General features: G+C 59.0%; 9 protein-coding genes. 8 read left to right on the top strand and 1 reads right to left on the bottom strand.

What is annotated here, in order from left to right:
* The 5 genes from RTS12_RS10515 to pdeM all read left to right on the top strand — a co-directional run.
* On the top strand, positions 1–983 hold a 983-nt coding region (locus RTS12_RS10515; RefSeq protein WP_312528219.1), incomplete at its 5' end, for a UdgX family uracil-DNA binding protein.
* Between the two features lie 93 nt (positions 984–1,076).
* Positions 1,077–2,072, top strand: a complete 996-nt coding sequence (locus RTS12_RS10510; RefSeq protein ID WP_312528221.1) for a ligase-associated DNA damage response exonuclease — start codon at positions 1,077–1,079, stop codon at positions 2,070–2,072.
* Positions 2,069–3,616 carry a cisplatin damage response ATP-dependent DNA ligase gene (locus RTS12_RS10505; RefSeq protein WP_312528217.1) on the top strand — a complete coding sequence of 516 codons (1,548 nt, stop codon included), beginning with the start codon at positions 2,069–2,071 and terminating at the stop codon, positions 3,614–3,616. Before RTS12_RS10510 ends, RTS12_RS10505 begins: the two co-directional genes overlap by 4 nt.
* Entirely contained in the window at positions 3,613–6,003 is a 2,391-nt protein-coding gene (locus RTS12_RS10500; protein ID WP_312528215.1) for a ligase-associated DNA damage response DEXH box helicase, read from the top strand. The genes RTS12_RS10505 and RTS12_RS10500 overlap by 4 nt, the downstream gene beginning before the upstream one ends.
* Entirely contained in the window at positions 6,000–6,653 is a 654-nt protein-coding gene (pdeM, locus tag RTS12_RS10495; protein ID WP_312528212.1) for a ligase-associated DNA damage response endonuclease PdeM, read from the top strand. The genes RTS12_RS10500 and pdeM overlap by 4 nt, the downstream gene beginning before the upstream one ends.
* A gap of 423 nt (positions 6,654–7,076) precedes the next feature.
* Here pdeM and RTS12_RS10490 read toward each other — a convergent pair whose 3' ends face one another.
* Positions 7,077–7,976: a LysR family transcriptional regulator gene (locus tag RTS12_RS10490; RefSeq protein WP_312528210.1), complete on the bottom strand. Its 900-nt coding sequence runs from the start codon at positions 7,974–7,976 to the stop codon at positions 7,077–7,079.
* A 159-nt stretch (positions 7,977–8,135) separates the two neighbouring features.
* On the opposite strand from RTS12_RS10490, the gene RTS12_RS10485 reads away from it, so the two are divergent.
* The 3 genes from RTS12_RS10485 to RTS12_RS10475 all read left to right on the top strand — a co-directional run bounded on the left by RTS12_RS10485 (position 8,136) and on the right by RTS12_RS10475 (position 12,896).
* Complete coding sequence (locus tag RTS12_RS10485; RefSeq protein ID WP_312528208.1) at positions 8,136–8,858, top strand: isochorismatase family protein; 723 nt, start codon at positions 8,136–8,138, stop codon at positions 8,856–8,858.
* Positions 8,859–9,037: 179 nt separating this feature from the next.
* Positions 9,038–11,116: a hydantoinase/oxoprolinase family protein gene (locus RTS12_RS10480; RefSeq protein ID WP_312528205.1), complete on the top strand. Its 2,079-nt coding sequence runs from the start codon at positions 9,038–9,040 to the stop codon at positions 11,114–11,116.
* A 1-nt stretch (position 11,117) separates the two neighbouring features.
* The gene (locus tag RTS12_RS10475) at positions 11,118–12,896 is read left to right on the top strand and encodes a hydantoinase B/oxoprolinase family protein (protein ID WP_312528204.1); all 1,779 of its coding nucleotides are present in this window, start codon (positions 11,118–11,120) and stop codon (positions 12,894–12,896) included.
* The last annotated feature ends 34 nt before the right edge of the window (positions 12,897–12,930 follow it).

Below are 12,930 nucleotides of genomic sequence, written 5' to 3'. Positions count from 1 at the left end.
TGCAAGCAGGGGCTCCGTTTTTTGCCAAGCGCTTTGCGGATATGGATTGGATGATCGCCACACCCGAAGGGGTTGCGCTCTTTGATGGCGAGGTGCGTTTTACGGATCCCGGACCGCGCCCGGATTTGCCCGCAGACGCAAGTCATCAGCTTTGGCAGACCTATTTTGCCAATATCTTCAACCCGGCACGCGTCAAGATCAAAGCGATGCAATCTGAAATGCCGGTCAAATATTGGAAGAACCTGCCTGAAACCCAACTGATCGCTCAGATGCTGGCAGATGCGCCGCGCCGCGTCCGCGCCATGGCAGAGGCGGGCGCAACGATTGCCCCGGCGTTTGCGGCCAAGGTGACGGCCTCAGTCAGGGTGCCCCAGGTCCAGCAGCCGCCGCATTCACTGGACAGCGCCCGCGCGCAAGCGGCGCAGTGTACGACATGCAGCCTTTGTCAGCACGCGACCCAAACCGTTTGGGGAGAGGGGCCAAGCGATGCGCGGTTGATGATCATCGGTGAAGCGCCGGGCGATGCCGAGGATCTGGCCGGACGGCCCTTCGTTGGCCCGGCTGGTCGCTTACTGCGCGCGACCATGGGCGAGGTTGGGCTAGATCCCGCGCAAGCCTGGCTCAGCAACGCCGTAAAGCATTTCAAATTCACACCGCGCGGCAAGCACCGCCTGCATCAAAACCCCAGCAACACCGAGATCCTACATTGCCGTTGGTGGCTGGATCTTGAAAGGCGATATATCGCGCCGCGTTTGACAGTGGCGCTTGGCGCGAGTGCGGCCTTTGCCCTGACGGGAAATCATGCCCCGTTGTCTGGCCGTCGCGGTATGGTGGAAATGGCAAGGGATGGGGGACCGGTGCTGATCACATGGCACCCCAGCTTCATTTTGCGACTGTCGGGGCAAGAACAAGACCGGGCGCAGGTGCAATTTGCGAATGATCTTGGCATGGCCGCAAAGCACCCTTGTCTTGCCAACGATTAGGGAGGTCGCTCACCCCGCCCATCGAAGTGTGCTAATTAGGGTTATTGAGCGGATATGCTTGAATAACCGTGCTTAGGTTCAAATATCATGCGCATGCGTGCAGACCAGCTCCTGTATCCGACGGCGGCGGGGCTATATTGCCCCCTTGGCGATTTCTATGTCGATCCCGTTCGACCAGTTCCGCGGGCGCTGATCACCCATGCGCATTCCGACCATGCAAGGTCGGGCCATGGCGCGGTCTTGGCGACCCGCCAAACGCTTGAGATCATGGCTCTGCGCATGGGCGAGACATTTACCTCGCAGCGTCAGGTTTATGACGGGCCTTTACGGATCGGCGATACCGAGGTCAGCTTTCATCCTGCGGGCCATGTCCTTGGCTCGGCCCAGATCGCTGTCCGGGCGGTGAATGGACCAAAGATCGTCGTTTCAGGGGATTACACCCGGCGCAAGTCGGATGTTGCGGCCCCCTTCGAGCCGGTGTCCTGCGACGTCTTCGTGACCGAGGCGACCTTTGGCCTGCCGGTATTTCATCACCCCGATCCGGCAGATGAAATGGCGCGCCTCTTTGCCAGTATGGCAGAGTTCCCCGAACGTCCGCATCTGATCGGTGCCTACGCTTTGGGAAAGGCACAGCATTTGCTGTCCTTGGCGCGTGCGTCGGGCTATGATGCGCCCATAGCCATCCATGGCGCGGCGCAAAAGCTTTGCGACTATTATATCTCGCAAGGGATCGAACTCGGAGAACTGGTTCCCGCAACCGCCAAGGACTGCCCCGCGCAACTGGTCATTGCGCCCCCTTCGGCCTTTGCCAGCTCTTGGGTTCAGCGCTTTCGCGATCCGGTGATCGGCTTCGCTTCGGGTTGGATGCAGATCAGGGCAAGAGCGCGCCAGCGCGGTGTCGAGCTGCCCTTGGTCATCTCGGATCATTGCGATTGGCCGGCTTTAACGCGCACCATTTCCGAAATTGCTCCGGCAGAGGTTTGGATTACCCATGGTGCCGAAGAAGGGCTGATGCGGTGGTGCGCGCTGAACCAGATTACCGCGCATCCGCTCAGATTGATCGGCTATGATGAGGAATTGCTTGAATGAAAGCCTTCTCGGATTTGCTGGAAAGGCTGGCGTTTACACCTGCGCGAAATGCCAAGCTGCGGTTGCTGCGCCATTATTTGCGCCAAACTCCCGACCCTGATCGCGGGTATGCCTTGGCTGCACTGACCGGTGATCTGAAATTGCGCCATGTTGCGCCAAGCCTGCTGCGCGGCATGGCGAGCAGCCGCATAGATGAAGAGCTATTTGCGCTGAGCTATGATTTTGTCGGTGATCTTGCCGAAACACTGGCCCTGATCTGGGAGGGGCCGGGTGGTAAGGATATGTCGCTGTCTCAAGCTGTCGCACTGATGCAAACGACCGGGCGTGGTGGCTTACCTGCGGTCATTTCGGACAGTTTGGACGGGTTGAATGCAAGCGAAAGGCTGGCATTTCTGAAACTTGCAACCGGCAATATGCGCGTGGGGGTCTCGGCCCGTCTGGCGCGCAGCGCTTTGGCGGGAATGGGCGGCCCGTCAGTCGAAGAGATCGAAGAAATTTGGCATGGGTTAACGCCGCCATATACGCCGCTTTTTGCCTGGATTGAGGGCGGCCCGCGCCCGGCTGCGGCCGCACTTGCCCCTTTCCGTCCGGTCATGCTGTCCACACCGATTACGCAAGGCGAACTCACTTTGCTGGATCCGGCGGCCTATCGGGCGGAATGGAAATGGGACGGTATTCGTATTCAGGCCGCCTCGGATCAGGGGGTGAAAAAGCTGTATTCGCGCACAGGAGAGGACATCTCGGCGGCGTTTCCCGATGTGATCGAGGCGATGAATTTCGACGGCACCGTCGACGGAGAGCTGATCGTTATTCGCGACGAAACGGTCGCCCCCTTTTCGGATCTGCAAAAGCGACTGAACCGCAAAACCGCCAGCAAGGCGCTGCTCTCCAGTCATCCGGCGGGATTGATGCTATATGATCTGCTGATCTGGCAGGGGCAGGATCTGCGCGCTTTGCCTTTTCTTGAACGGCGCGCGGCACTCGAGGGGGTGGATTTCGGCGCGGCCCGCGTCACCTTGTCCCCCTTGCTTGATTTTGCCGATTGGGACCAACTTGCGGCCCTTCGCGCGCAGCCGCCACAAACGGTGATCGAAGGCGTGATGCTGAAGCGGGTTGATAGCCTGTATCAAGCGGGTCGTCCGCGCGGGCCCTGGTTCAAGTGGAAGCAAGACCCGATGGTGGTGGATGCGGTGCTGCTTTATGCGCAGCGTGGTCATGGCAAGCGCTCGGGCTTTTACAGCGATTTCACCTTTGGTGTCTGGCGTGACCGCGAGCTTGTGCCCGTCGGCAAGGCCTATTTCGGCTTTACGGACGAGGAATTGCGCAAGCTGGACAGGTTTGTACGCCAAAACACCACCGAGCGCTTTGGCCCCGTGCGCGCTTTGGCCCCGAAACTGGTAGTTGAGGTCGCCTTTGAGGGGCTGGCGCGCTCGACCCGGCACAAATCCGGCATTGCAATGCGCTTTCCGCGTATCAGCCGCATCCGCTGGGACAAGCCCGCAGACGAAGCCGACCAACTTGCCACCCTGGAGGCCATGCTGTGATCTTGCCCACGGCTTTTGCCGGCTGGTTTGCCGGGCGGGGCTGGGTGCCTCATGCCCATCAACTTGAACTTCTGGCCCCTCAAGGGGATCGGTTGCTGATCGCGCCGACCGGCGGGGGAAAAACGCTTGCTGGCTTTTTGCCCTCTTTGGTCGAACTAGCCGAAGGTTGGACAGGACTTCACACCGTTTACGTCTCGCCCTTAAAGGCTTTGACCGTGGATATTGGCCGCAATCTTGCTCGACCGATCGGCGATCTTGGCCTTCCTGTCCGGGTCGAGGATCGCACCGGCGACACCAGTCAGTCACAGCGCCGCAGACAGCGGGTCGAGCCGCCGCATATTTTACTGACAACCCCCGAAAGCCTGGCGCTGATGTTAAGCTATCCCGAAGCCCCTAGGATTTTTGGCAATCTGCGTCGCGTCGTTCTGGACGAACTGCATGCTTTGGCTGAATCGAAACGCGGCGATCAGCTGATGCTGGCACTGTCCAGATTGCGCGCCCTTGCGCCCCAGCTGACGGTGACGGGCCTGTCAGCGACGGTCGAAGACCCAATTGCGCTGGCTCAGTTCATGGGAAACGCCCAAGGCACAGCCCCCAAGATTTTGCGGGCCGACCCCGGTTCCCGGCCCGATATTGCCATGCTGGCGACTTCGTCCCCCGCGCCTTGGGCGGGCAGCGGCGGCCATTACGCCATTCCCGAGGTATTGGCCGCGGTCGAGCAAGCGCGGACCTCGATCATCTTCATCAATACACGCGCTCAGGCCGAGCTGTTCTTTCAATCGCTTTGGGCACAAAATGAAAAGAACCTGCCGATTGGCCTGCATCATGGTAGCCTGTCCAAAGAGGCGCGCGCCCGCACCGAGGCAGCCATGGCTGCAGGCGAGCTAAAGGCCGTGGTCGCGACCGGCAGTCTGGATCTGGGCATTGACTGGGGGGATGTCGATCTGGTCATTCAGGTCGGCGCGCCCAAAAACGTCAAAAGGCTGGTTCAGCGCATCGGACGGGCAAACCATCGCTGGGGCGCCCCTTCGGTGGCGCGTTTGGTGCCAACCAATCGTTTCGAGCAGATCGAATGCGTTGCCGCGCTGCAGGCCGTACAAGAGAACGATCTGGACGGCGAGCCGCGTCCGGCCGGGGGCTTGGATGTCTTGTGCCAACATATTCAACTGACGGCCTGCGCTGGTCCGTTCGATGCCGATACATTGTTTAACGAGGTCCGAACCGCTGGACCCTATCGGGATCTGAGCCGCGCGGATTTTGACGATTGCCTCGATTTTGCAGCAACCGGCGGCTATGCACTTCGTAGCTATGACATGTGGCAAAGGCTGATGTTGCGGGATGGTTTGTGGCGCCTGCGTGATCCGCGTGCCGCGCGCGAGATACGCATGAATATCGGCACAATCGTCGAGGCTGAAATGCTGCAGGTGCGCCGCCGCGGGCGCGCAGGCGCCTTTCTGGGCGAGGTCGAAGAGGCCTTTGCCGCCACGCTCGTTCCCGGTGACACCTTCCTAATTGGGGGGCAGACCGTGCGCTATGACGCGCTGCGTGAGATGGTCCTAGAGGTGACGCCGAACCCGACCCGCCAGCCCAAGATCGCCGTTTTCAGCGGGCAGAAGCTGGCGATGTCGACGCAACTTGCCCACCGTGTCTTGAATATTCTGGCCGATCCGTCGCGTCATAATGTTTTGCCTCCTGATACGCAGGCATGGCTTGCGCTTCAGGCTCAGGTCAGCGCGCTGCCCTCGGCTGAACAGCTGCTATGTGAAAGCTTTCCGCACAAGGGGCGTTCTTATTTCGCGCTTTATGGGTTTGCCGGGCGGAATGCCTTGCAGACATTGGGGCTGTTGCTGACGCGCGCGATGGAAGAAGATGGCCTAGGACCGCTTGGCTTTTTGGCAACCGATTACGCGCTTTTGATCTGGTCGATTGACCCCGTAACCGATGCGGCAGCTTTGCTTGATCTTGAACGGCTGCGCAAAGGGCTGGGCGACTGGCTGGATGAAAACGCGGTGATGAAGCGCAGCTTTCGCAGCATTGCCACCATCGCGGGGCTGATCCATCGCAACCTGCCGGGCAAGCGCCGCAGCGGCAAGCAAGCGACATTCTCAACCAATATCATTTACGATACTTTGCGCAAATACGATCCCGACCATCTTTTGCTGCGCGTCACCCGGCTAGAGGCCAGCCGCGGGCTGGTCGATTTTGGCCGCATCGAGGCTATGTTGAGGCAAAGCCATGGGTTGCGCCATATCCAGCTTGAGCGGGTCTCGCCCCTTGCTGCGCCGCTGTTGCTGGAAGTCGGCAAAGTTCCGATCAAAGGACAGGGCTATCTTCGACTGGCCGAGGCCGAAGCCGAGGCATTGATGGCCGAGGCAGGCCTGTCGTGACCGGCGGTTTTCAGTTTCAATTCCATGGCCTTAACCTTGTCGCAAGATCCTCGCGAGCACTGTGGTGGCCCGATGAAAAATGCTTGATCGTCGCTGACCTGCACCTTGGCAAGTCTGAACGGATGGCCCGTCGAGGGGGCGCCTTGCTGCCGCCCTATGAAGGTCGATTGACGCTTGAGCGGCTGCAACATGAAATAGCGGCACTTTCCCCGCAGCGCGTGATCAGTCTGGGCGATGCCTTTGATGATCTGGCCGCCGCCGCCGCATTGCCGATGGACGAGCGTCACCTTTTGCATGAGCTGGCGCAGGGGCGGGAATGGTTGTGGGTCAGCGGAAATCACGATGCGGGTTCCCTGCCTGACGACCTGCCGGGGCGCGTGACGACCTCTGCCTTGATCGAGAAGATCCCCCTAAGGCACGAGGCGATGCCGCACGCGGGCCCTGACATTTCCGGGCATTTCCACCCCGTTGCGCGGCTGGCAGGCAGCCGCCTGCCGTCGTTTCTGATCGGCGAAAATCACCTGATCCTGCCTGCGTTTGGCGCATATACCGGCGGCTTGATATGCAGTGATCCGGCACTGGTTGCGCTGGCCCCCCGTGGCATCGCCGCCGCTTGCTATGAAAACCGCGTCTTTGCCTTGCCGCTGTAAGGCGTGGCGCGTTCAAGCCTTAGAAACTTAGATTATGCTATTGAATTGGTTGATAATACGCGCAGAATTTATCTGAAAAATTTTTCGGGGCCGCCGCGTTAGGCCGATCTACCTAACGCCAGCCAGCGAATGTCGGTGTTGGTGCTGCCGCGAGGCGTGCAATTTTGGCGATTTCGCTGCGCTTGCGGGCACAGGTAGCCGATCCCGCACATGCCTGCCCTTAGACTGGCCAGCAACCGCCAGAAATAAGCAGGCCGTGGTTTTGAACGCCCCTGATTAAGCTGAACTGGACCCAATCAAAAGTTGGCGCTTGCCGCCGCAGGACGATCGAAGCCAATTGACCGGTCAGCCCTTGCAGATGTGGTCTGGACCTAGCTTTTTCCCTTCCATCAATGGGGTGGAAGCTCTTCAGAATGAAATCGTTTATCTCTTTACACCAAGCTGATGCGCAATCTCGATAAAGGTGCGTAACTGCTTGCTGCGATTGGCGCGGCGCCATGCCAGCACGGTTTCCGATTGAAAACGGGGGTGGATGATTGGTCGCACCTCGACACTGCGCCCGATGAAGCCAATCAGGCTTTCGGGATAGATGGTGACGCCCAGACCCGCAGCGACAAGCCCAATCAGGGCCAGCGTATTAGAGGCCTCGACCGTGATATTCAGCTCGATCCCTTCCCCCATGAAGAGTTCGGCCAGCCGCCAACGGTACTCACCCCATTCCTTGACATCACCCAAAATGACCGCCTCTTGCGCCAGATCGGCGGGGGTAATGACCGGGCGGCGCAGCAGGGCGTGATTGCGCGGCGTGACGACATAAAGGCGCTCTTGGGTCAGGGTAAGTGTCTGAAAATCCGGATGGCTGTACGGCCCGATCATATAGCCCACATCGATTTCGTCATTGGCCAGGGCCAGCTTCTGCCCCTGAGTGCGGATATAGGACAGAGAAACCTGAATATGCGGATGCAGGCGGCGAAACCGGGCCACCGCCGAAGGCATCAGCTCGGTCGCGGCAAAAGCCATATAGCCGATGCGGATATGGCCAGTCTTGCCCTCGGCGATCCGGCGCGCTGTGTCGATCGAGGCGCTGTAACGGCTTAGAAGATAGGCGTTATCGTTATAGAATGAGTGCCCGGCCTGCGTCAGGGCCACCTCTCGGGTGGTGCGTTCGAACAGGCGAAAATTCAGGCTTTGCTCTAGCTTTTGGATGCGGCGGGTCAGCGCCGATTGATCAAGGTTCAGCCGCTCGGCGGCGCGCCGAAAATTCAACTCTTCGGCGACGACGAGAAAGGATCTGATCAGGTCCAGCCCATCGGTATTCTGCATCTGAAACGACCTTTCACCGCCTAAGCGCTTGCAAAATAATTGATGCGTCAAAAGCAATAATAATTGCTCACATACCAATTCTTCTGCGTCAAGAAACAGAAAAATATAGGGAAGAGGTGTGGCGACAGTCCCGCCTGTGTTCAGATAAAGGAGATACAGATGAGCGATGTTGACGCCAAAGAACTGGATCGGCTGCTGCAAGAGGCCTTTGATACGGCCAGCAAACTCTATAAAGAGCGCGGCTTTCAGCGCCGTGTTGGTTTTGGCAAACGACCCGCTTTGGTAAGTGTCGATTTGGCCAATGCATGGACCCGTCCCGGCAATCCCTTCACCTGTGACCAGGAGAAGATGGACAATGAAATCATCCCTGGCATGCAAAAGCTTTTGGCTGCCTGCCGCGCGAATGGCCATCCGGTGATCCATGTCACCACCGCCTATGAAATCACCGACCGCAACGCGCCTTTCACCGATATGGGGCTGTGGCATGACAAGATTCCGGTCGATGTGGTTGACCTGGCAAAGCCCGAGCTATGGTCCATCGACAGCCGCATTGCGCCGGTCAAAGGCGAGTATACGCTGCTGAAAAAACGCGCCTCTTCCTTCCATGGAACCGAGCTTGCAGGCATCCTTCGCGCCAATGGCGTTGACACAATTCTGGTGACCGGTGTGACCGCCTGTGCTTGCGTTCGCCAAACCATTTGTGATGGGATTGCAGACGGCTTCCGCACGATTGCCGTTAAGGAAGCAATCGGTGATCGTGTGCCGGGGGCGGTTGCCTGGAACCTGTTCGACATCGATGCAAAGTTTGGCGATGTCCATACCGTTGATGAATGCGTGGCCTATTTGAACACGGTCAATCAGCTGGCTGAGGCCGCGGAATAACCACTGTTGCGCCTCGTCATACTGGCGGGGCGCAACTGCCGCAAAAGAACGACTGACGCCATTTTGGCAGCTCTGCGCCTAACGAAATCCCGCTGTTACACGGCCCGGCCATCAGCCCGATTTCGCCTATCCGCGTCCACGGGCGCGAAGCCCGGCCGGCCCAAACAGGAGGTAGATCAATGGCCAGAATTGGCGTCGATGTGGGGGGCACGAATACCGATCTCGTGCTGGAATGTTCCAAAGGTGTTTTCTACCATAAAGTGCCTACGACACTGAAAAATCAGTCAATTGGTGTGGTAGATGGCGTGCAGGGCATCTGTCGGCATGCCGGAATTGACACCTCGGAAGTCGAGCTGATCGTCCACGGCACGACCACTGCGACCAATATCACGATCGAGCATAACGGCAGCGAATGCGGCATGCTGACGACCGAAGGTTTCCGCGACATTCTTCATATCGGGCGCCACAAACGGCCCTATAACTTCTCGCTTCATTTTGAGGTGCCGTGGCAGAACCAGCCTTTGGTGAAGCGTCGCAACCGTATCTCGATTGCCGAGCGTATCTTGCCGCCAGATGGTCGCGTTGAGCGCGCATTGGACGAGGATGCGGTACGCCGCGCCTGCGCCGTTTTCAAGAAACGTGGCATCAACTCCGTCGTCATTGGCTTCATGTTCAGCTTCCTTAACGACGCGCACGAGCAGCGCGCCAAGGAAATTGTGCTTGAAGAGATGCCTGACGCCTATGTCACGATTTCCTCTGAACTTGCCAATGTCATGCGGGAATACGAGCGCTTTTCGACTGCGGCGATGAACTGTTATGTGGGGCCAAAGACCGCCTATTATCTGCGTGATCTTGACGCCAAACTGCGTGAGGCAGGGGTGACGTCCAAGCTGCGGATCATGCAGTCGAATGGCGGGGTCTCGACGGTTGATGCCTGTGCGCGACGTCCGGTTCGCATCCTGATGTCGGGCCCGGCGGGGGGCGTGATTGGCGGGGCATCCGAGGGTGATATGGCCGGTGTGCCCAACATCATCACGGTCGATATTGGCGGAACCTCGGCGGATATTTCGACCATTCCCGACGGCAGCGTTAAGATCATGAACCCGCGTGATACCTATGTGTCGGGCCACCCTGTTCTGACGCCGATGATCGATCTGGTAACGATTGGCGCGGGCGGCGGATCTGTCGCATTCATCGACGAGGCAGGCGCCTTTAATGTCGGGCCACGCTCGGCCGGATCAGAGCCGGGACCGGCCTGCTATGGTCGCGGTGGCGTCGAGCCGACCGTGACGGATGCGCAGATTGTCCTGGGGCGCCTTGACCCTGACCTTGCGCTGGGTGGCGACCTGTCCCTTGATGCGGATCTTGCAAGAAAGGCGGTTGAAGAGAAGATTGCCAAGCCACTTGGCCTGTCGGTCAAGGACGCGGCCTTGGGCATTATCCGGATCATCAACAACAATATGGCCCTGGCGATCCGATCGAATTCGGTCGCGCGCGGCATCGACCCGCGAGAGTTTTCGATCATGCCCTTTGGCGGGGCGGGTCCGCTGCATGGTGTCGCGCTGGCCGAGGCGGTTTCGGCGCGCGATGTCATCGTGCCGGTGGCGCCGGGGATCACGGCGGCGGTTGGTCTGCTGAAGACCGATCTGCAGTATGAATACACCGAAGCGGTGATCATCGAACTGAAACATGCCAATGATGTCCAGATCGCGCGGATCAATGCGGCCATTGCCAGCCTATGCGACCGGGTGCGTGCCGAACTTGACAGCGATGACATTCCGCACGCCGAGCAAATGCTGACCTTGATTGCGGAATGCCGTTATCAGGGGCAGGGGTTTGAACTGCGCGCCGAGATGCCAGCCGAAGAGGTCACTCAGGCCAATAAGCATCTGATCACCGATAGTTTCCACGCCGCTCACAAGCGCGATTATGGTTACTCTTACCCCGAGGCCGAGGTCGAGCTGATCACTTTGCGCGTCATCGGCTCAGCCTCGGTCCGGCGCATCGAGATTCCAAAGATCGCACGGACCGACGGCTCTAGCATTGATCGGGCGCTGATGTTCGTGCGCACCACGACCTTCGATGACGGTCAGACGCTGGAAACGCCGCGCTATGATCGCACCAAGCTGTTTGCGGGCGACTGTGTTCCGGGGCCTGCGATCCTTGTGCAGCACAACTCCACCACTTTGGTTCCGCCCGGCTATGTCGCCGAGACGCTGGACTACGGCAACACCCGCATCCGCACTTTGGGAGAGTGACATGAACGACATGAGCAAGATCACCCAGGTCGATCCGATTACCCTTCAGGTGATCCGAGGTGCCTTCGAAACCATCGCCGAAGAAATGGGCCATGTGCTTTATCGCATGTCCTTTTCGTCGATCATTCGCGAAAGTCAGGATCTGGGCGCGGGTCTTTTCGACATAAACTTCAATACGTTGTGCGAATCTGAATCGACGCCCATGCATATCGGCTCGATCCCCGGATATTTGCGCGGCATTGCTGAAACCCTTGAGGATGGTGAGTGGTACGAAGGCGATGTCGTCGTCCATAACCACCCCTATTTCGGGGCCTCGCACACCCCCGACCTTGCGATCGTGGTGCCGATTTTTTACCAAGATCGCCTGATTGGCTTTGCCGGCAATACAGCCCATCACGTCGACATTGGTGCCGCCACACCGGGACTGATCATCGACGTGCCTGACGTCTATGCTGAAGGCATGCTGTTTGCTGGGACCAAACTGTACCGCAAGGGCCAGCCAAACAATGCGATGTGGAACTATATCCGCCGCAACTCGCGCGCTGCCGGACAGCTGGTCATGGATATCGAGGCACAGGTCGCCTCGGCGCGGCTAGGCGCGAAACGTTTCGTCGAACTGGTCGAGAAATATGGCGAAAGCGTGGTTTTCAATGCTGCAAACCAGCTGATGGATTATGCCGAGCGCCTGACAAGGGCGCGGATTTCGGATATTCCCGACGGCGATTATGTCGCAGAAGGCTGGCTGGACGACGATGGACGCAATCGCGATCAGCGCCTTAAGGTCAAGGTGACGCTGCGGGTCAGGGGTGACGAGGTCGAGGTCGATCTGACTGGTTCGGCCGATCAGACGCCGACCGCCTATAATGTCCCATTCGAGGGGTCGACCAAAGTTGCGGCCTATGCTGCATTTCGTAAGCTGCTGCTGGATGCGGCCACATCGGACATGCGCGCGCCCTCGAATGAGGGGTCATTTCGCCCGATCACGGTGACCGCGCCATTGGGGTCGATCTTCAATCCGAAAGCTCCCGCCTCGGCCGAGGCGCGCTTTACGCAATGCAACCGTATGATTGACCTGATTATTCGCGCTCTGGCGCCAGTCATGCCCGAAACGGTCATCGCGGGATCTTCGGCCTCGATCAGCTTTGCGGCTTATTCAGGGGTGCGTCCCTCGGGTGATTACTGGGTGTTTCTCGAGGTTAACGAGGGGGCCTATGGGGGCCGACCGCGCTCGGACGGACCGGATGCGATCGACAATCTGATGGCCAATACCCGCAACAACCCGCTTGAAGATCTGGCAATGCATCTGCCGATGATCTGCGACCGCTACGAGCTGCGCGACGACGCCTTTCCTGGCGCGGGCGAGTTTCGTGGCGGGATCGGCGTGGTCAAGTCTCAGCGGGTTTTGACCCCAGGCTTTATCACCCACGAATCCGAACGCCATACCGAGGCACCCTGGGGGATTTTTGGTGGCACCGAAGGGGCGACCGGGCGTTGCGTGATTTACAATGCCAAGACCCCAGAAGAGCCCCGCGAGATGTACTCGAAATTCTCGGGGCTGGCGGTCGAGGCCGATGATGTGATGGCCTATTACAGCCCCAACGGCGGAGGCTATGGCAACCCGCTGAAGCGCCCGGCGCAAAAGGTGCTGGAGGATGTGCTGGACGGCTTTTATTCGGCCGATCACGCCCGGCAGGTCTATGGCGTCTCGGTCGATCTTGAATCGGAAACTGTGGATATGGCCGAAACGGCCAAATTGCGCGCCAAGCTGGCTGCGAAATAACGAAAAGGCCGCCGGTTAGGGCGGCCTTTTTCAT

The organism is Paracoccus sp. (in: a-proteobacteria) (assembly GCF_032007265.1).
Classification (GTDB): domain Bacteria; phylum Pseudomonadota; class Alphaproteobacteria; order Rhodobacterales; family Rhodobacteraceae; genus Paracoccus.
The sequence above is the reverse complement of the archived record's forward strand: the minus strand, read 5'-3'. Positions and strand labels throughout refer to the sequence as shown.

Coding starts and splice junctions, on each gene's coding strand:
- RTS12_RS10475 (WP_312528204.1), top strand. CDS start 11,118: ATGAACGACATGAGCAAGATCACCCAGGTCGATCCGATTACCCTTCAG.
- RTS12_RS10505 (WP_312528217.1), top strand. CDS start 2,069: ATGAAAGCCTTCTCGGATTTGCTGGAAAGGCTGGCGTTTACACCTGCG.
- RTS12_RS10510 (WP_312528221.1), top strand. CDS start 1,077: ATGCGTGCAGACCAGCTCCTGTATCCGACGGCGGCGGGGCTATATTGC.
- RTS12_RS10490 (WP_312528210.1), bottom strand. CDS start 7,976: ATGCAGAATACCGATGGGCTGGACCTGATCAGATCCTTTCTCGTCGTC.
- RTS12_RS10485 (WP_312528208.1), top strand. CDS start 8,136: ATGAGCGATGTTGACGCCAAAGAACTGGATCGGCTGCTGCAAGAGGCC.
- RTS12_RS10480 (WP_312528205.1), top strand. CDS start 9,038: ATGGCCAGAATTGGCGTCGATGTGGGGGGCACGAATACCGATCTCGTG.